18 protein-coding genes are annotated in these 20138 nt (G+C 46.4%); 9 read left to right on the forward strand and 9 right to left on the reverse strand.

Annotated features, from left to right (window positions below; all coding sequences use genetic code 11):
* Positions 1-56: 56 nt before the first annotated feature.
* Together LRP57_RS03240 and LRP57_RS03245 are read left to right on the forward strand one after the other, a co-directional pair.
* A complete protein-coding gene (locus tag LRP57_RS03240; protein WP_231205080.1) occupies positions 57-1622 on the forward strand; it encodes a UDP-N-acetylmuramoyl-L-alanyl-D-glutamate--2,6-diaminopimelate ligase in 1566 nt (521 codons plus the stop codon).
* 241 nt (positions 1623-1863) lie between these two features.
* Positions 1864-2364 carry a hypothetical protein gene (locus LRP57_RS03245; protein ID WP_231205082.1) on the forward strand — a complete coding sequence of 167 codons (501 nt, stop codon included), beginning with the start codon at positions 1864-1866 and terminating at the stop codon, positions 2362-2364.
* An 8-nt stretch (positions 2365-2372) separates the two neighbouring features.
* Here LRP57_RS03245 and dnaG read toward each other — a convergent pair whose 3' ends face one another.
* Complete coding sequence (gene dnaG / locus LRP57_RS03250) at positions 2373-4364, reverse strand: DNA primase (RefSeq protein WP_231205084.1); 1992 nt, start codon at positions 4362-4364, stop codon at positions 2373-2375.
* A gap of 284 nt (positions 4365-4648) precedes the next feature.
* On the reverse strand, positions 4649-5911 hold the full coding sequence (locus LRP57_RS03255; RefSeq protein ID WP_231205086.1) for a deoxyguanosinetriphosphate triphosphohydrolase: 1263 nt from the start codon (positions 5909-5911) through the stop codon (positions 4649-4651).
* A gap of 52 nt (positions 5912-5963) precedes the next feature.
* Here LRP57_RS03255 and LRP57_RS03260 point away from each other — a divergent pair, with 52 nt between their 5' ends.
* Positions 5964-7202: a hypothetical protein gene (locus LRP57_RS03260; RefSeq protein WP_231205088.1), complete on the forward strand. Its 1239-nt coding sequence runs from the start codon at positions 5964-5966 to the stop codon at positions 7200-7202.
* Positions 7203-7248: 46 nt separating this feature from the next.
* On the opposite strand, the gene aroD is transcribed toward LRP57_RS03260, so the two are convergent.
* The 3 genes from aroD to LRP57_RS03275 are packed head-to-tail and all read right to left on the reverse strand — an operon-like array spanning position 7249 to position 10633.
* Positions 7249-8004: a type I 3-dehydroquinate dehydratase gene (gene aroD / locus LRP57_RS03265; protein WP_231205090.1), complete on the reverse strand. Its 756-nt coding sequence runs from the start codon at positions 8002-8004 to the stop codon at positions 7249-7251.
* Positions 7994-9241, reverse strand: coding sequence for a tRNA dihydrouridine synthase DusB (gene dusB / locus LRP57_RS03270; RefSeq protein ID WP_331274736.1), 1248 nt, complete (start codon positions 9239-9241; stop codon positions 7994-7996). Before dusB ends, aroD begins: the two co-directional genes overlap by 11 nt.
* A complete protein-coding gene (locus LRP57_RS03275) occupies positions 9242-10633 on the reverse strand; it encodes a glycine--tRNA ligase (protein WP_231205092.1) in 1392 nt (463 codons plus the stop codon).
* Positions 10634-10688: 55 nt separating this feature from the next.
* Between LRP57_RS03275 and LRP57_RS03280 the strand changes: the two genes are divergently transcribed.
* From LRP57_RS03280 to LRP57_RS03305, 6 genes are all read left to right on the forward strand, one after another.
* Complete coding sequence (locus LRP57_RS03280) at positions 10689-10850, forward strand: hypothetical protein (protein WP_231205094.1); 162 nt, start codon at positions 10689-10691, stop codon at positions 10848-10850.
* 127 nt (positions 10851-10977) lie between these two features.
* A complete protein-coding gene (locus LRP57_RS03285; RefSeq protein WP_231205096.1) occupies positions 10978-11988 on the forward strand; it encodes a metal ABC transporter substrate-binding protein in 1011 nt (336 codons plus the stop codon).
* Complete coding sequence (locus tag LRP57_RS03290) at positions 11979-12773, forward strand: metal ABC transporter ATP-binding protein (protein WP_231205099.1); 795 nt, start codon at positions 11979-11981, stop codon at positions 12771-12773. Before LRP57_RS03285 ends, LRP57_RS03290 begins: the two co-directional genes overlap by 10 nt.
* On the forward strand, positions 12763-13665 hold the full coding sequence (locus tag LRP57_RS03295) for a metal ABC transporter permease (RefSeq protein ID WP_231205101.1): 903 nt from the start codon (positions 12763-12765) through the stop codon (positions 13663-13665). The genes LRP57_RS03290 and LRP57_RS03295 overlap by 11 nt, the downstream gene beginning before the upstream one ends.
* A gap of 232 nt (positions 13666-13897) precedes the next feature.
* Positions 13898-14284 carry a Fur family transcriptional regulator gene (locus LRP57_RS03300; RefSeq protein WP_231205103.1) on the forward strand — a complete coding sequence of 129 codons (387 nt, stop codon included), beginning with the start codon at positions 13898-13900 and terminating at the stop codon, positions 14282-14284.
* A gap of 22 nt (positions 14285-14306) precedes the next feature.
* Positions 14307-14855: a DedA family protein gene (locus tag LRP57_RS03305; protein ID WP_231205105.1), complete on the forward strand. Its 549-nt coding sequence runs from the start codon at positions 14307-14309 to the stop codon at positions 14853-14855.
* Between the two features lie 130 nt (positions 14856-14985).
* Here the strand turns inward: LRP57_RS03305 and LRP57_RS03310 are convergent, their stop codons facing one another.
* From LRP57_RS03310 to leuA, 4 genes are all read right to left on the reverse strand, one after another.
* Positions 14986-15801, reverse strand: coding sequence for an isoprenyl transferase (locus tag LRP57_RS03310; RefSeq protein ID WP_231205106.1), 816 nt, complete (start codon positions 15799-15801; stop codon positions 14986-14988).
* Between the two features lie 121 nt (positions 15802-15922).
* Positions 15923-16666, reverse strand: coding sequence for a DNA repair protein RecO (recO, locus tag LRP57_RS03315; RefSeq protein WP_231205239.1), 744 nt, complete (start codon positions 16664-16666; stop codon positions 15923-15925).
* 165 nt (positions 16667-16831) lie between these two features.
* The gene (locus LRP57_RS03320; protein WP_231205240.1) at positions 16832-17731 is read right to left on the reverse strand and encodes a DUF5692 family protein; all 900 of its coding nucleotides are present in this window, start codon (positions 17729-17731) and stop codon (positions 16832-16834) included.
* A 336-nt stretch (positions 17732-18067) separates the two neighbouring features.
* Positions 18068-19822, reverse strand: a complete 1755-nt coding sequence (gene leuA, locus LRP57_RS03325) for a 2-isopropylmalate synthase (RefSeq protein WP_231205107.1) — start codon at positions 19820-19822, stop codon at positions 18068-18070.
* Between the last annotated feature and the right edge of the window lie 316 nt (positions 19823-20138).

Here is a 20138-nt window from a genome sequence, read left to right on the forward strand (position 1 = left end):
GGCACGTCGTCGGATGACCCTCCGTTAAGCCACAATCCGAGCCTAAGATAGGGCGTATGACTATGACCGTTCGTGATATTCGTCCAGATGTTCGTCCTCTTTCTTTTTCCGAGGCAGTATCTCGTATAGAAGATGCCACTTTGGTCATACATGGTCATCAAGGGTGGGATACGCCTGTCAGTGGAGTCACCGTTAATTCATCCGATATTGAACAGGGGTGGATTTTCGTTGCTGTTGCAGGTCTTGTTCAACATGGAGCATGTTTTTTTCCCCAGGCTGTTGCTGGCGGAGCAGTTGCTGTTGTCACTGATTCTGCGGGAGCACAAATTATCAAAGAAATATCAACAAATATTCCTGTAGTAGTCGTTCAAGATCCACGTTTTGCTGCTGCCACTATCGCCTCAGTAATACATCATGATCCAGCAACACGTATTCGCACACTCGCTGTCACCGGAACAAATGGTAAAACAACGACCACGTATTTAATGCGTTCAGCTTTACGTGGCACTTATCCAGATGCAGCGTTGTGTGGAACTGTGCAAACCCATGTAGGGGACGTTGAGTTTCTTTCTCAAAAAACCACTGCAGAATCACCTGTCGTCTACAGATTTTTAGATCTTGCTGCGCAAAAGAATCTCGGTGCTGCAATTGTGGAAACATCTTCACATGCACTCAGCCTGGGACGTGTGCATGACATTATTTTCGACGTCGCTGTATTTACGAATCTTCAGCACGATCACCTTGATTATTACGGTGATATGGAGAATTATTTCGAGGCGAAAAAAGAACTTTTCACCCCACAACATGCCCGTTTTGGAGTGATATGTGTCGATGATGTATGGGGTCAACGTTTGGCTCGTGAAACCTCAATTCCCCACGTCACCTATGCCGCTATGACTGATACGCCTGCTGATTGGTGCGCGCGCGAGATACATTGTGACAGAGATACCCACAGCACTATTTTTACCCTTCAGTCCCCGCAGGGTGATTCCTATCGTCTTTCGCTTCCAATATTAGGTAGCGTGAATGTGCAAAATGCTGTTGCAGCCTTCATATCGGCGCTCACTTTAGGGTTAGATATTGATGAGGTTATTGCATCCCTTGCACATGCAGATCAGATTCCTGGTCGTATGGAAATAGTTAATCCTGCTCGCACCGATCAGCCGCTTGTTATTGTTGATTTTGCTCATACACCTGAAGGGCTTGAGTGGACACTACGAACAGCACGTGATCTTACTACAGGTCGTGTGAGCGTTGTTTTTGGAACTGATGGTGAGCGTGACCCATCAAAGCGAGAGGATTTAGGCGCTGTTGCCGCACGTGAAGCTGATGTTTTGTGGGTAACTGACGAAAATCCTCGTTATGAGGATCCTCAGTCTATTCGTAATTTTTTGTTACGTGGAATTGATCGCGTACGGCCTGATCGTGTGAATGTTACGGAAGTGAGTACTTGTCGTCGTGATGCTGTGCGACGCGCGATTTTACAGTCGCATGTAGATGACATTGTTATGATTACAGGCAAAGGACCTGAGTGGTATCAAGAAATCGAAGGAATTAAACACGCATACAGTGATACGTCCACTGCACGTGAGATCCTTCAGCAAGCACCATCATTTGACTGATTTTTCACCCGAGTGGGTGGCTTGTTGTGACATTTGATAACAAGTGCAAGCGCTTTTCCTTCTTTGCTTTACTTTTTCTTTCGCGCTCACACGTGATTTTGAAGATTGTATTGCTTCACCTGTAAAAGTCCTACTCTTGTCACAGATTCATAGCATGGGAAAGACTCTCAAATACATCAACACACATACATCACCTTTCATCATGGTAAAGCAACCTGTTGTATGTTAATAAGATCCACACATGTCAGCGAAAGGGAAAATTGTGCCTATACCCTCATCTTTTCATGCTGCCTTATCCTCCGCAGAGCGCAAATATCCGTCGATTGAACTATCAGATGGTCACTGGCTCATTGCTGGCACACATGAACTTTTATATCTAGCCACAGACGCAATAATTGACCGATGCGCATGGCATGAAATCCAATCCGCACAGTGGACTGCATCTTCACGCTCTTTATCAATTCTGTGGACTGATCCTCAACGCGAACCTTTTCACGCAATCACCCGCAATGATAATGTCACTGAATTTATGACAATGATGCGTGAACGTGTCGAATACACCATCATCATGATGCGTCACGTCATATCTGAAAATGGCACACGTATTGTGGCTCAAGTACGTCGCGCGCCTACTGGTGAACTTTTCTCAGTACTCTCAGCCTTTGGCACTCTAAATGATGAAGGTCAAAAGCTCGCTCATCGTCTTGAATATGAAGTCCGAGAAAGTGTTGGCCTCGAATAAGGAAACACTCACTGATCGCGCTCAGTGAAAGAACGTTTTTTCTCCTCTAAACGCATAAGCACAGTAAAAGCTTCATTATATTGAGGATCTTGAGGTGACAAGCGCTGTACCAAAGTGCGCGCGTCAGCCGTGCGACGTGTGAAATCCATACGAACCATTGCCACCACCGCACCACGACAATAAGATCGCACGTAGTCTTCACGATCAATAGGAAGAGGAGTAACAACAAGCTCAGAAACAACTTCCGCTATTCCTGGCCCCATTTCACGACAGATCGCATCGATAAAACCTTTCGTTGCATTCATTACGCTGTCGTGCCCTTTGCCGTGTAGAGCTTCTTGTTCACGCAAAATCTGTAAAAACGCATCTAAGCCACCGATTGCACGAATAGCATCATGAACTGCGCGAAATTGCGGAACCTGAAAAGAATCTCCCTCAAGATACTCAAAACCTGAGCCAACCACATCCATCGGATGTTGTAATAAGGAAGCTAAGGCTAAACGCTCTACCTGAACAGCACGATCAAAAGTCCCCATCATATACGAATGTGCAACAGGTTCTGCTGCTACCAAGGATTGAGAATTACGAGTATTTTGATAGGCCTGAGGACGTACCCGTTTTTCACGTGCATTTCCGCGTCCCGCACGTTGAACTTCACGTCCAACTTCATTTATTCCTATTCCCAGCCAACCAGCAACAGTACGAATATATTCGCCACGTAAAGCATAATCTTTAATATCTGCAAGGATAGGGGCTGATAAACGCAAGGCCTGTACTCTGCCTTCTGCAGTACTCAAGTCCATTTGCGACAAAGCTGAACGAATCACGAATTCAAAAAGGGGCGTATGAGATTCGATCAGTGCTATCAGCGCTTCATTTCCGCGTGCCATACGTAAATCGCATGGATCCATTCCAGAATGTTCAACAGCAACAAAAGTCTGAGCAGCAAAGTTTTGGTCCTCATGGAAAGCACGCATCGCGGCTTTTTGACCTGCAGCATCACCATCAAAAGTAAAAATAACTTTCCCACCGTGAGCGCGCCCATCAGATAAGACAACCCCTGCTGCAGGATCAGCAACATCCCCTAAAAGCCGCCTCACTATTTTGACGTGCTCAGAACCAAAAGCTGTACCACACGTAGCAACCGCACACTGTTCACCTGCAACGTGAGCAGCCATCACATCCGTGTACCCTTCAACGATGACTATGCGGCGTTTGTGAATAATAGATTTTTTCGCTAAATCAAGGCCGTACAACACTTGCGATTTCTTATAAATAGGTGTCTCAGGGGTGTTGAGATACTTTGGTGATTCTTTGTCAGAATCATCCAAACGACGAGCACCAAAACCTACAGTGGCACCTGTAATGTCACGAATCGGCCACACCAAACGATCCCGAAAACGATCATATAACCCGCGTTTACCTGAAGTAGCCAAACCTGCGATCTGTAGTTCGTGGTCAGTAAAACCACGAGAGCGCAAATAGCGTGTGAGATGATCCCAACCAGCAGGAGCATATCCCACACCAAAATGTCGACACATTGCCTCTGTAAAACCACGTTGAGTTAAAAATTCACGGCCAACGTGGGCTTGAGCAGTAGCGAGTTGTTGTTGATAAAATTCTTGTGCTATTTGATGTGCGTCAAGAAGTCGCTGTCTGCGTCCGGGTTCTTCTTGCCGAGTCGCTCGACCGCCTTCTTCATAATGCAATGTAATTGATGTTTTTGATGCAAGAAATTCAACGGCTTCAACAAAAGTGATATGTGAAATCTTTTCAATGAAATAGAAAACATCGCCGCCTTCGCCACAACCAAAACAATGCCAACGTCCCAGTTGTGGTCGCACATGAAAACTCGGTGTTCGCTCATCATGGAACGGGCAAAGCCCTTTCAAAGAATCAACACCGGCTGGACGCAAAGTCACATGTTCACTCACGATATCTTCGATCCGTGAGGCTTCACGCACTGCGTCAATATCCTCCCTACGGATCAAGCCTGCCATAGGAATGATTTTAGCGATCTTTACCTATAGATGCCCCCTCACGGACAGCATTCAACTGTCTTTCCTTAAGATGAGATGAGCAATTAAAGTGATTTAAAGTCATTGTGATTCGTGAAACATTTATTTGCCAATAGTGGTACACGTATATAAAAGCAAATTCATACACGCAAGCACGAGCAAGACACACATACAGTCGAGTGGACCTTGAGAAATAAAGTCCCTTCATAAACACGCCCGTCTCTGGCTCCCCTGCCAGCGGAATGCACCAAAGATTCCGACAAGCTCTACAACTGTGAGGAAAGTAAACCACACAGACGAGCATGCCACGCATAAGCTGACACATCTGTTAAAGAAGCCACCTGATCGATAACTACCCTAAATCGCGCGTTCTCATCCTCAGCTTCACGCCATGCGTCAACAAATACCGGTTCTAAATGCTCAGGACCTGATTGCCACACAGCATCAACAAGGTCAGCAAGTAACGTACGCTGCTGATAGTACACAGGTTCAGTTTCACGAGGCTCCATCACATAATGTGCAGCCAATCCTTTCAACACAAGGATTTCTGCCCGTGTACCCTCAGGAACAATAAGATCTGCACTGTAACGTCCAAAAGAACCCGATCCAAAACGCTCACGTGTCGCCTTCACCGTTGCCACACAAAAACGTCCAATCAATTCAGATGTCAGATCCTTCAAAGCAGCAAGACCTGACCAGCCTCCGTTAAAAGAGGTCAGCCAGCACCGCAAAGAAATGATACGCTCCAAAGCCTGTGCCAGATCATTTTCCCCGCAACGTGGCTTGTACCATTTCATCGTTGTCTCCAGCACGTCACAAATATGACGCTCATCTGCAAGAAGCCCCAGATTAATTTTTCCCGTGGCAATACCATCTTCTACATCGTGAACTGAGTAAGCAATGTCATCGGATAAATCCATTATTTGCGCTTCAATACAGCGACGTCCCACAGGAGCTTCTTGACGCAACCAGTCAAATACCACCTGCTCATCAGAATATACCGAGTATTTCTTCATTGAATAGGAACGATCAGGACCTTGTGCGCGCCTCCACGGATATTTGCAGACAGCATCCAATGTTGAACGTGTCAGATTCAGGCCTGCGACACCTCCACTACGATCACGTACTTTTGGTTCTAAACGTGTCAGTATCCGCAGAGTCTGTGCATTACCTTCGTACCCACCGACATGTTGGCTTAATTCATCCAGTATTTTTTCACCATTATGTCCAAAAGGCGGATGTCCTAGATCATGTGATAGACACGCTGCATCCACCACATCAGGATCAGCCCCCAACATTTTGGCAAGCTCGCGCCCAACCTGCGCGACTTCTAATGAATGAGTCAGACGAGTACGAATAAAATCATTGCTCATCGGGCCAAGAACCTGCGTTTTTTCACCTAAACGACGCAGTGCCGCAGAGTGCAAAATCCTTGCGCGGTCACGCTCAAAATCTGTCCGAAAACTCGTTTTACCTGCTTCTGGTACGCAACGTTCTTTGTCACGGTCACTGTAGGAAAAAAGATTCACGTGACCAGCCTAACGGCTCATCAACCCCTATGTGAAAGAGGAACATGCCACGATGTATATTGTGACTCCTGAAGTTCCTGCTTCCTCTGTTCGGACAATGCGGATACATCGCAAACATACTGGCCCTACCCCTTGGTGGCATGACGCGGTTATTTGCGCTTTTCCCGCTCGTATGAATGAGGATTGCCTCAATGCTGTAAGCGCATATGCGCAGCCACTCAGTGAGTTAGGTTTTCATGCGATCTCATTTACGCCAGCGAAACCCGACATCGTGTGGGATATAGATTCCAGCCTTGCTGGGTGTGTGAGTGCCTTTCATCAGCATAACCTCAAAGCCTTGTTGGTACTTCCTGGAGCTTCTTTGCCTACGATTGATCGCACTTTTAATATCACCGAAGGAATTACCACTTTATTAACGCGTGTGCGTGCTGCTTTGACACTTGGAATCGATGGTATTGATTTAGGAATGTTAGATATGCCTGCTGATGTACGCGGCGATATTCCTGATGCTGATGCTGATATTTTACGTTCTCGTTTTTCTGATCTTGTGCAAATACTTTTAGCTGAAATAGGCGGTGATGATAATTCACCGGTTTTAACAGCGGCTTCACCTATAAATAATCCTGATATTCTGCGACGTCAATTAGAAGATGACTGGTTCCACCATTTACGTGATACCGCATTAGAGAACATTCCTTGGGACAGCTCAGTTTTACATGAGGTTCTGTCAAAATCTTTCGATGTGCATGATTCTGTCGGTCAAGTCAATGCATGGTCATATTCGGCTTTATCGCATAGGCCCCACTATCCCGCTGAGACACCCAAAGCATGGGAATACGATGCCTCATCTGAGAGGCGTTCAGCCATGATTTTTTTCAGCTTATCTTTACCGGGTGCAGTGTATATTCCCTGGAACGATGTGGAAAGTATTTTTTCATATGCGACACATGCAGCAAAAACAGTTCCACACACTGCCTCTGATGATCCTTCTTTCCTTTCTCGTATACGTGAGGCACTTAAAATCCGTTCCCGTTATTCCTTAGGCACAGCATCTTTCGCTTTGGTATCGGGATTGCCGTGGGCACATTCTGGAGTCTCAGTCCATGTGGTCTCTGATGTCATGGTGGTGTTAAATACTTCAAATGAAACTGTACATGTGCCTGATTGCCATGAGTTTTTAATTTCTTCAGTAGGCACAGCTTCCTTATCTGAAAATTCTGTTGCTGTTGCCCCAAATGCATGCGCTTGGTTCAAAGTAGCGCGAGTAAAACCTATCCCCTCACCTTTCTGAGGTTTCTTTCCTGGGGTTGTCAGGGTGTGCGAGGGGACGGCATCTATTACACAGATTTTTCAAGTAAATCCAAAGCATGTCGTACCTGCGTGGCATTCATCTGCCCAGGTGCTGAAGCATGTTCCGCCGTTGCAAAAGTTGCTGAGCTACCAGCCGTGATACCGCATATACGTGTCAGTGCCCCCGCAGGTCCCATACCTATGCCGATAATGGGGCGCGAAAAAGTGTCATGGGCCCATATTTGTGTTTCTAAAATCGTGAGAAGATCATGTGAATCTCGCGCATAGCAAGCAAATTTCACAATATCCGCACCAGATTGCACCTGACGAGTCACAATGTCACGTAAATACGAGGAAGATGGTGTAGCCGTGAAATTATGAAAAGAAGCAATGACAGTAGCCCCTAATTGGTGAGCTTCGTGAATAAGTTCTGCTGAACCCTCACGTTGTATCTCGATATCAACGGCGTCATATCGGGAAGCAAGGTTTCGTATAATCTCATGATATTGCGCATGCGAAGCTTGACCTTCGCCTCCCTCATATTGGGTGCGATAAGTTGCTAGAATTGGACTGTCCACCTCACTTATCAAAGTATCATATGCTGTTTGCGTATTTTCCTTGAAAAAATCAAAGCGCCATTCATACATGTCATGAGGATATTTTGAGGCGCGGCGTATCTGGCAGGCCAGTTCATCACATGTCTGCGCGGTCAAGGGAATGATAATGCGTGTACGTGAACCAAAAGTGATAGTCCCTCGTGCAGATTGTCCGTCACGTCCCACTGTGATGATGTTATCCACCATCAGCACCGTCCTCAGCTAAATGTAGTTGCTCTTTTTGCGCAGGAGTTAAGTATGGTGAGTCTAGCCACCCATCCGGCAAATGCGGGGTTTTTTCTCCCCCCGCGCGTCCTCGTGGCCCTTGCGCGGCTTTAGGAAAAGGCTGATCTAAGTCTAAAGCATGTAAACGTTCATGAAGTTCCCCCAATGAGGACACTTTATTTAAGGCTCCACGGATTGGCCCACCTATTGCAAAGCCTCGTAAATACCATCCCACATGTTTACGCATTTCACGCAAAGCACGGAACTCATCATTTTCTTTTTCAACAACCCACTGTGCATGTTTTTCAATGATTGCAGCTACTTGTCGTAACGTTGGTCCTTGTAATTCCGGCAAACCATGCAGTGCCCGTACAAGATCACGGAAAATCCAAGGGCGCCCTTGGCAGCCACGCCCAACAACAACAGCGTCACAACCAGTATCATTCATCATGGCAAGAGCATCAGCACCAGAAAAAACATCACCATTGCCAAGTACTGGGATTTTAAGTCTGTCTTTCAGACGGGCAATATGTTCCCATCGTGCTTTACCTGAATAGTGTTGCGTTTGCGTTCGAGCATGTAAAGCAACAGCAGCTACTCCCGCTTTTTCCGCGATGCGAGCAGCATCCATGTAGGTATGGTGTTCCTCATCAATACCAATACGCATTTTAATTGTGACCGGCACAGTGACATCACGGTGCACACTCGCTGATTCTGTTGCATGTACAACGCTGGTCACAAGATCAGTGAATAAATCTTTTTTCCAGGGTAGTGCCGCTCCCCCGCCTTTACGGGTAACTTTAGGGACAGGGCAACCAAAATTCAGATCAATATGATCTGCAAGATCTTGGTCAACTAAAAGCCGCGCAGCCTGTGCCATTACTGTTGGATTCACGCCGTAAAGTTGTACAGAACGAACACGCTCAGCAGGATCAGGGCGCAACATGTCAAAAGTACGCGCAGATCCTTCAACAAAAGCTCGTGACGTGACCATTTCCATCACATATAGACCCGAGGGAGCATCTATACGAGGTGTCGGCACATGATTTTCAAACCAACGATCAGGTAATCCGCTTTCTCCGTATTCGCGGCAAAGGCGACGAAAAGGCGCGTCAGTAACCCCAGCCATTGGCGCAAGAACGACAGGTGACCAGACGCGCAGTGGCCCAACCTCGAATGCTGGGGTTGGGCCGCTGACATGTACTGGATTTTCAGGCACTCAGCAAGCTCCGAGTCGTTCGATCAGCCAGGTTTTTACTTCAGCAAGTGCTACGCGTTCTTGAGTCATTGTGTCACGGTCACGAATAGTAACAGCTCCATCATTTACTGAGTCAAAGTCGTAGGTGATGCAGTAAGGGGTACCAATTTCATCTTGACGACGATAACGACGTCCAACCGCTCCCGCGTCATCGTATTCAATATTCCACAATGTACGTAGTTCAGCGGCGAGTTCACGAGCAGGACCGGTGAGTTCGTCTTTACGTGAGAGTGGGAATACGGCTGCTTTCACAGGTGACAAACGCGGATCAAGGCGCAGCACTGTACGAGTATCAACACCACCCTTTGTGTTCGGAGCTTGATCCTCATGATATGCCTCAATAAGGAATGCCATCAGTGAACGAGTAAGGCCAGCAGAAGGTTCGATAACATAAGGTGTCCACCGTTCGCCGGTAGGCTGGTCATAGTAATCAAGCTTTGCACCTGAAGCTTCGGAGTGAACGCCTAAATCGTAATCTGTACGGTTAGCGATTCCTTCAAGTTCACCCCATTCACTGCCTTGGAAACCGAATTTGTATTCGATATCAACGGTTCGCTTGGAGTAGTGGGAAAGTTTTTCTTGTGGATGCTCGTAAAAACGAAGATTTTCTTCAGCGATTCCTAAACCAACGTACCATGCTTTTCGATAGTCAATCCAATATTGATGCCATTCTTCATCGGTTCCCGGGGCACAGAAAAATTCCAGTTCCATTTGTTCAAATTCACGTGTCCGGAAAATGAAGTTGCCAGGGGTGATTTCATTACGGAATGATTTGCCGATTTGTCCGATACCAAAAGGTGGTTTCTTACGTGCGGCGGTCATGACATTCGCGTAGTTAATGAAGATGCCTTGAGCAGTTTCTGGACGCAAGTAATGCAAACCAGCTTCGTCATCTACGGGACCTAGGTATGTCTTCAGTAAACCTGAGAATGCGCGAGGCTCTGTCCAAGCACCAGGCTGTCCAGTAACAGGGTCTGGAACATCTGAAAGCTCAACAGTGTCAGGATCTAATCCTTTACGCGCAGCGTAGTTTTCGATGAGTTCATCAGCGCGGTAGCGCTTGTGTGTGTGGAGCGATTCAACAAGTGGATCGGTGAAGGCTTTCACATGTCCGGAGGCTACCCATGTTTCGCGGGGCAAAATAACTGATGAATCCAGCCCTACAACGTCTTCACGTGAACGGACCATATACTGCCACCATTGTTTTTTAATATTTTCTTTCAGCTCTACGCCGAGCGGCCCGTAATCCCATGCAGATCGGGTTCCGCCGTAAATTTCCCCACAGGGAAAAACGAAACCACGACGTTTAGCCAAGCTGATGACTGATTCGAGGCGGGAAGGTCCTTTTGCCACTATGCACTCCTTATAATGCGGGGTGTCGCATCTGGCTGGTGCGACACACGTCAAGATGAGTTTACCTTTCGTAGCATGTACTCACACTTCTGAAAACTGTGAAGCCTATGGCAAAGTCCATGCGCATACGTATATCGACATTTTTACTGGCGCACACATTGCAATTGCATACGAATACCTGCACGGGTTCATATTCTGGGGAACTGCAATGGAATAATTTGAAGATGAGCCCCTATTATCCGAGTCAATAGGCCATGTTTTCTTTGCGAATTATGAAGAAAAACACGGAAAAAACGCCTTCCGCTCTTTTGACAATGATTCTCATTTAACTTATAAATGAGAATATGCGTCGTTCATTTTCACAAACTTCACTCATCCTCTCTGGTATTACATGCGCCGCTTTCCTTCTATCCGCATGTTCAACTGCTCCATCTACCACCACCGAGCAAAGCAGTTCATCACTTAACAAACTTCATGTGATGACCTCCTTTTATCCTCTGCAATATCTCACTGAAAAAATCGGTGGCGACCACATTATCGTTTCTTCATTAACACCAGAGGGTGCAGAACCTCATGATTTAGAAATCACACCCTCAAAAGCCAATGAATTAGCTTCATCGGAAGCCATTGTGTATCTGAAAGGTTTTCAGCCTGCTGTAGATGAAGCCATTGAAATGCAGGCGCCAAAAACAGTGATTGATGTGTCCTCAGCAGTTCAGCTTCTCTCATCTCAAACTGAAGAAGCCGATCACGATGCCGACCATGACCATGACGCCGATCATGAATCCGGGCACGATCACGAAGCTGAACACGCAGATCATCACCATCATCACGATATGGATTTTGATCCTCATTTCTGGCTTGACCCCACACGTATGGCACAAGCTGCCACAGCTATCGGACAAGCACTCGCATCAGCAGACCCTGAACATGCACAAACCTACACTTCAAATGCCGCTTCCTTAAAAAAGAACCTTGAGGATCTTTCTACTTCACTCGTGCAAGGCACAGCTCAATGTGAACATACAACCTTCGTCACTGCTCACACAGCATTTGGCTACCTCGCTGAACGTACAAAACTCACACAGGTTGGAATATCTGGACTTGATCCCGATGCTTCTCCCTCACCTGCACGGCTTAAAGAAATCGCTGAACTCGTGAAAGAACAAGGCATCACCACAATTTTCACTGAAGCACTAATCGACCCGAAAGTAGCGGAAACTCTAGCTCAAGACCTTGGAATCACAACAGCAGTACTTGACCCTATCGAATCACAAAGCAGTCCAGACAAAGATTACGCAGCAGTGATGAAAGACAATATTGCTGCTTTAAGGACGGCATTAAGTTGCAAGTAACAGCAGCTTCACATACTCCGGCGGGTGTTTCCACAAGCGAAACACCCGCCCTTGCCGTACACAATCTCCACGCAGCGTGGGATTCACACCTCATCATCAACAATATAAGTTTTGACTTACCACAAGGCCAAGTCCTCGCAATCACTGGTCCTAACGGATCAGGAAAATCAACCCTCATACGATCTTTACTGGCAAACACACCTCTTGTAACCGGAGACATCCTATTCTTTGGACATGCAACCCACAGCAAAACTTTCCCGTGGAAACGTATCGGCTATGTCCCACAACGTTCTTCCGCACACGGAGCAATTTCCTCAACCTGCTTGGAAGTAGTGGCCTCCGGTTTACTTTCACGAACAAAATGGTGGCTTACACATAAAGACATGACACGCGCTCGTGAAGCACTCACACATGTGGGCCTCACTGAGTATGCTCATCTACCTTTCGCTCATCTATCCGGCGGGCAAAAACAGCGTGTACTTATCGCACGCGCGCTAGTACGAAAACCTGACCTCCTCATCATGGATGAACCAATGGCAGGTATCGACCAAGAATCACGAAATCAACTTGCCCACGTTGTCGCCTCAGAAAAAGAAAAAGGGCACAGTGTTTTAGTGGTACTACATGAGCTGGGAGAACTCGGTCCCCACCTTGACCGTGAAATTCATATAACCACAGGACGCATCTCCTACGATGGGCCTCCTCACCTCAGTGAACTTCCAGATCCTGCACACCGCGACTGCGGGTACTACGTTGAAAGAGACGCGCATCCCCATGCTCACTGAACTTCTTGATATGTTGTCCTCACCGCTTATGCAACGTTCACTGCTTGCTGCATTACTTATCGGCATGTGCGCACCTGTAGTCGGCACTTACCTTGTCCATCGCCGACTTGCAATGCTCGGTGACGGTATCAGCCACTTATCACTGACCGGTGTCGCATTAGGCTGGCTTGCAGCAGCAACAGCTCATGTAGCTTCCCCTGATAGATGGGCAATACCTGGCGCCCTCATTATTTCCATTATCGGAGCCGTAGCCATTGAACTTATTCGTTATTCAGGTCACGCCTCTGCTGACGTTGCCCTTGCCATGATTTTTTATGGAGGCATTGCTGGCGGCGTGCTTCTTATCGGTATTGCTGGCGGCACAAGCGCACAATTAAATTCATATCTTTTCGGCTCAATTTCCACGGTTTCATGGAACGATATTTTTTCTGTTTCGCTCCTTGCAGGAATTGTGCTTTTAATTGGAATTGGTATTACCCCCGCACTTTATTCAGTCACAAATGATGAAGAATTCGCACGTTCAACGGGCCTACCTGTCCGATTTTTATCAATGATTTTGGCAATACTTTCTGCTCTTACAGTTGCTATTGCTATGCGCATAGTAGGATCTTTACTTGTTTCGGCTCTTATGGTCATTCCAGTAGCCATTGCTCAACTGTGGGCAGCTTCATTTCGTTCAACAATGACATGGGCAATGATTATTGGAACATGTCTGACGGTAGGAGGACTTACCTTTACCTACTTTGTCGATTTATCTCCTGGCGCAACTATTGTTGTCGCGGCAATTGTGCTTTATGCAGTGGGCTTTATTATTCATGGGATTGTTACTTCTTTCCGTCGTCAACATTTAACATCACTGACACGAAGCCGTGAAGCATCAACACATGAGTAACCTCTTATAAGATTTCATTTAGAATACTCGCTATTTTCTGTTGTGAAAGAAAAATAATCTGATAAGAAATGACTACACTTACCATGCTATTTCTTTGAGGATTGATTATCCAAAAAAGTTTTTATTTACGATAAAATGCTCGTGAGAATACACGTAAACGAAATATACTCCTATACAAATACAATCAAGCAGAGGGACATATGTTTTTCCTTCTCAACTGTGAGGACACCTTATGCAACGCATGACGAAACAACGCCAAGCAGTCCTCGATGAACTCGAACGCGTACGAGAATTTCGTAGTGCGCAGCAAATTTTTGAGCAATTGAATTCTCAAGGTTATCGTGTAGGCCTTGCAACCGTTTACCGTAATTTACAGGCCCTCGCTGAGGATGATTATGTTGATGTTCTGCGTTCATCTGATGGGGAAGCTCTTTACCGCCGCTGCGCAACCTCAGAACACCATCATCACTTAGTTTGCCGAAAATGCGGATATGCAGAAGAAATATCCCAAAGCACCATTGAAACATGGGTAGCAAAAATAGCTGCATCGCATGGATTCAGTGAAGTTGAACATTCAATGGATCTCTTTGGGATATGCGCAAATTGCAGCCCTCGATAACATTGACAGGTAACGGAGGCACATGATGTTTTCATGGATTTCATCCGGATTCCCTCTTTTTATTTTCCTTTTTTTCGTTGTTTTTTTCCGCGCCCAATTGACGTATTGGCTTGGACGGGCGGCTGCACACGGTTTCATCTCCGCCGAAAAACGTACTGGTTTCTTAGGTGCAATCGCTCGTTGGTTCAATGGACCTACTCCACGTAAAGGCGCTCACATACTCGACAAATGGGGACTTGTCGTTATTCCTTTATGTTTTCTTACGGTAGGTGTACAAACGGCTGTTAATGCCGGAGCTGGACTCGTTCGTTTACATTGGCGCACATACACATTAGCTATGATTCCCGGTTGCATAGCATGGGCAATCCTTTATTCGCTGGGATTGCTGACCCTGTGGACTTCCACTCTTCAAGCAATCGCTGGTTCACCTTGGGGATGGGCAGGTATCACCACAGTGCTTCTAGTTTTTGGAGGCCTCATTTGGCACACGCGCCTGCGTAGAAATAAGGAATCAGTCTGTCCAATCACACCTAGCGACAGTGAAAGTGCTGAGCTTTCTCGCTCACACTAAAACGAGGACATCTGACCTTGCGCAAAAGAAAATACACCTTAACGCAGCTCGTTAATACTCTTTCTTTCGGCTAGTTTCGCATACGTGAAACACTGGGAGAACACATGAAAAATTTCCACCAAGCAATTAGTTACCTGAGTGTTACCTGATCGACTGCTGCACCAAAACGTCGATCACGGCCCGCATATTCAAGGACGCAATCCCATAATTCTTCACGATCAAAAGCCGGCCACGGAGTTGGTACGAACATTAATTCCGCATAAGCTAACTGCCAGAGCAAATAATTTGATACTCGCTGCTCGCCGGAACTACGAATCATTAAATCCACATCAGGAATATCTGGCAAGTACAAATGACGCGCAAAAGTACGCTCATTAACCCCTTCTGGACGAAGCCTACCTTCTGCTACACCCTGCGCGATACGACGAGCCGTATCAGCGATCTCTGCCCGACCTCCATAATTCACACACATAACTAGATCAAGGGTTGTATTCTGCTGTGTTTCTCTTTCAGCTTTCTGTAGTGCCTTCACCACAGATTTCCACAAACGCGGATGGCGACCCGACCAGCGAACCCGTACTCCCCACTCATTTAATTGCGGAGTACGTCGCTCCAATACATCGCTTGCATAGCTCATGATAAAACGAATCTCTGCCGGGGATCGTTTCCAGTTCTCGGTGGAAAATGTGTAAACCGACAGATAACGCACTCCTATGTCAATGGCCCCTGCAATCGTATCCATCAAGGCGTATTCGCCAGCTTTATGCCCTTCTGTGCGCACAAGACCTCGCTCATTTGCCCAACGTCCATTACCATCCATCACTATGGCAATATGCTGTGGGATTTCGCTACTTGGCAAGACAGGAGGATTTTTGGACCATTGCCCAGGCCCGCATAAAGAGGCATAAGGATCTTTCGGAGCACGTTCATAAGGTGTAAGTTTCATCTTTTCTCCCATACGCGCAGAGACTAAAACAGAGCATATTCTCTTTTTACTGCTGATCCCTACATGTATTCTTTACAACAGTAAATCTTTTCTTTCACCTATTCATTATATTTTTAGAATTTCATGGAGTCATACGGCTGCTTTCCAAGAATTTCAATGATTGCAGGCGACGTTCCACATGCCATTGCATATAAGCAGACACCAGAGCAGAAGCTTCCGTATAGGCATATTTTTTAGCTTTTTTCACGGATTCCCAGTCACCTGACAGTAAATCCCCTAAAAGAAGCATGGCATCTACTGATGGTGCTAAAGCCCCTGCGGGACGACAATCATCACATACAGCTCCGCCCTCAGGAATCGAAAAAGACTTATGAGGACCTGCAGCGCCACACATTGCGCAGTCAAAGCATGATGGTGCCCATCCTGCAATCGCTAAAGCACGTAACATATAGGATGTCACAATTAATCTGGGATGGTGACGGCGGTAAGCTAAAGAATGAAGCGCTCCTAAAAGTAATAAATACTGATTATGAGTGCGTTCTTCACCGTCACTTGTGAGGCGCTCAGCAGTTTCAACAAGTACATGAGCTGAAGCATACAGTTCATAATCAGCTGCTAAAAGTTCACCGTAGGAAGCAATTGTTTCTACTTGAATGACCGTATCAAGTGTACGGCCTTTGTGGAGTTGCACATCAACAACGCTGAAGGGTTCTAATCGAGCACCAAAGCGACTAGAGGTTCGCCGTATCCCTTTAGCCACAGCTCGAATCTGGGCGTTATCACGAGTAAGTAACGTGATGATCCGATCTGCCTCACCTAATTTATGAGTGCGTAGCACAATAGCTTCATCACGGTAAGTCCTCATCACTTTCTTATTGTCCCATTTTGTTGGCAATGGTTCTGTATAAGTATCCTCCCCTTTTTACCCCAGAGTCGTTTTTACGCCTCTTTTATTCTTGAAATAAGGAATACTTTCACTCAAAACGACTGTGGGGATAGTGGCACACGCCTTCTGCTATCACCATCAGAATCAGACTAACGGCATATTTGCTTCACGTACTTCACGGTACTGGGCTAAATGCGCGTACAACTCATCGTGCAACGGATTCTTACGGCGTTTCACTACCGTGTAAATCTGGTAGATAACAACAGCAATATTCGCTGCTAAAGCAACAGCAGATACAGTGAATAAAGCTGCTGGATTATGAGAAGAATCAACTGCGAATTGTGAGGAGGTGACGAAAGTAGGGACAGCCATAGTGAACATCATCCAGAAGGCAAGAGTGTGAGCACGATGTTGCAACCACACACCCTTTTTCACAAAGAAAGCAGGAATTGTGCAAGAAATCAGTAATGCCGCGCCAGCGTAGAAAGAATGATCCCCCACACAGTTGTAAACGTATGCGAAATTCCATAGATCATAGGCGATAATCCAGAACCACAGCATATCTGGCCAGACCATGTCTTTTGATTTATCACGCGAAATAATGATGCCTGCCCATCCGCAAATTGTCAGCAGATTCAGTAAACCAGCCACACCATTCATCCAGTTCCATGCGCCTGAAAGCATGTACACACCATCAACCATACCATCGGCATTCATTGCACCAACTTGGAAGTCACGTAAACATGCCTCAAAAATATTAATAGCTAAGATTGCCGGTGGGAATAGGAGTGCCCATTTATTTTTTGACAAACGAGGCCAATATCGTAAAGCCATAAAGCCAAGACAACCTGCTAATGCTGAATACACTTTGACCCAGTGAAACCACGTACCGGTAGAAGATCCAGGGCCCGCAGTAGTTGGCCACACAAAGATTGTCAGAGCAACTGGTAAAACAATAAAACAAAGCCACGCTGCAATACGTGAGCGCCTACTGATTTCATTCAATATAACGAGCGCTGTAATGACTCCACCCAAGCCAACCACGAATACCAAGGAATAGGCGCATACAGAAACATATTTTTACTCCCTAACGAACATGCCGGCCACATGATTTGCCCTGTGTTTTAGCCAAAAATTCTACTGGTATGCCGCAAAAATAACGGGGCTTTTACACACTGTAGTTACCACTACTTTTCATAACTGTTGCAGAAAATACAATTTTCAGGACAACGGTCCCAATATTGTCGAACCAGAGGCTATAGGTCACAAAAGACCCAGACCATGAATATGCGATACGGGTGGCGCAATTCTTGCTGAATCCACGCCACCCGCTCACTTTGGCAACAGTTCATCGCTCCCGTCAGTTCACTAGTTCACTGCCTAACGCAAAGCACGGTTCACAGCCGAGATCACAGCCTGATATGTGGCTCGCGTGATGGAAGGATCAATACCTACCCCCCATACAATTCGCCCATCAATCGCTGCTTCGACATAAGAAGCTGCTTTCGCGTCACGTCCCTGACTCATTGCGTGTTCGGCATAATCCAAAATACGCACATCAATATCAAAACTATGCATCGCTTGAACAAATGCGTCAATAGGACCATTTCCAACCGCTTCCAGTTGAATCTCATTCCCGTTATCACGCACAACCGTATGAAGCTCTACCCTGTCATCATCAGAAGAAGAAACCCGTGACGACCCTAATTCAAAACGACCCCAAGGTGTCAATCCGTGGGCTGAGGAGGTCGGTAAATACTCATCAGCAAAAATATCCCACAAGGTTGCCGCGTCGATTTCTCCGCCATAGGTGTCAGTATGACGCTGTACGATCCGTGAAAATTCAACTTGCAAGCGGCGAGGCAACTCTAAATTGTGTGATGTGGACATCAGGTAGGAAACCCCTCCCTTGCCTGACTGCGAATTTACACGAACCACAGCTTCATAACTGCGACCCACGTCATGAGGGTCAATCGGTAAGTACGGGAGCTCCCACACAACCGCTTCTTCTTTACCTCCGGCCGCAGCGACTTGAGCTTTACGCGCTTGGAAGCCTTTCTTAATAGCATCTTGATGTGAGCCTGAGAAACTTGTGTACACCAGATCACCAACATAAGGGGCACGCATCGGCGTAGTCATCGAAGTGCAATATTCAACTGTGCGTCGAATTTCATCCACATCAGAAAAATCAATACCAGGGTCGATTCCTTGACTAAATAGATTCAATCCCAACGTTACAAGGTCTACATTTCCTGTGCGCTCGCCTTGTCCTAACAGGCAACCTTCAATCCTGTCAGCTCCCGCAAGCAAGGCAAGCTCAGCGGCTGCTACTCCCGTACCCCGATCATTATGTGGGTGCACAGAAAGCGCAATGTATTCACGACGCGACAGATTTCGACTCATAAATTCAATTTGGTCTGCATACACATTAGGTGTAGCTCGTTCAACCGTGGAAGGTAAATTCAGGATGATTTCACGGTCAGAATCCGGTTGCCATACATCCATTACTGCTTCGCAAATCTCTAAAGCAAAATCCGGTTCAGTATCAACAAAAATTTCAGGTGAATATTCGAAACCGCATATCGTTTCATCGCCCAGAACTTTTTCTGCACGAGCAATAACTTCACGTGTTCCATTCACTGCTAATTCAACAGTTTGTTCTTTGTTATTTCTAAATACAAGTTCACGGAAAAGAGGCGAAGTCGCGTTATACAAATGCACGGTTGCGCGCGGCAAACCCACAAGCGCGTCAATAGTACGTTCAATAATTTCAGGTCGTGACTGGGTCAGAACAGAAAGGGTAACGTCTTCAGGAACAATATTGTCATCAACAAGAGAACGCACAAAATCAAAATCTGTTTGTGAAGCCGCTGGGAATCCTATTTCGATTTCTTTGTAACCGAGGCGTATGAGCAACTCGAACATACGTCGTTTACGCGCAGGATCCATTGGCTCAATGAGGGCTTGGTTGCCATCACGTAGATCTGTTGACATCCACCGTGGTGCGGCATTAATGCGTTGTGAAGGCCACATGCGATCTGGCAGATCAATGGGATTTGTGTCTAAAAAAGCCCTGTATTTACTCACAGGCATACCTGATGTTGATGGTGTGGGAACAGAAGCGGTAGTTTTCATGGGTTTCTCCAAGAAATTTTCCTCATACGTCATATGTGGTGAGATTTATGGCGTGAGCCGGATAGGCATATAGCCGCGACGGGGTTCCGACCCTTTCAGGCCCCGGCGCGGCATAGAAGCAGCAGCATCTGACGCATAGTAAACACCCTAACTGAGGAGTCTATTTTGCGTATTTTTTCGCACACATTGTGGACGCTGTTCCTGGGATGAGACGGGAAGAACACCATCCGTGCCACTGAGATTCACGGTGATAGTCACCACTCCCAAGGGAACACGGGGTCGCCTAACTACGGGAACCATGTTATGGGGGCCGGAC

The organism is Schaalia sp. lx-260 (assembly GCF_021083645.1).
GTDB lineage: Bacteria > Actinomycetota > Actinomycetes > Actinomycetales > Actinomycetaceae > Pauljensenia.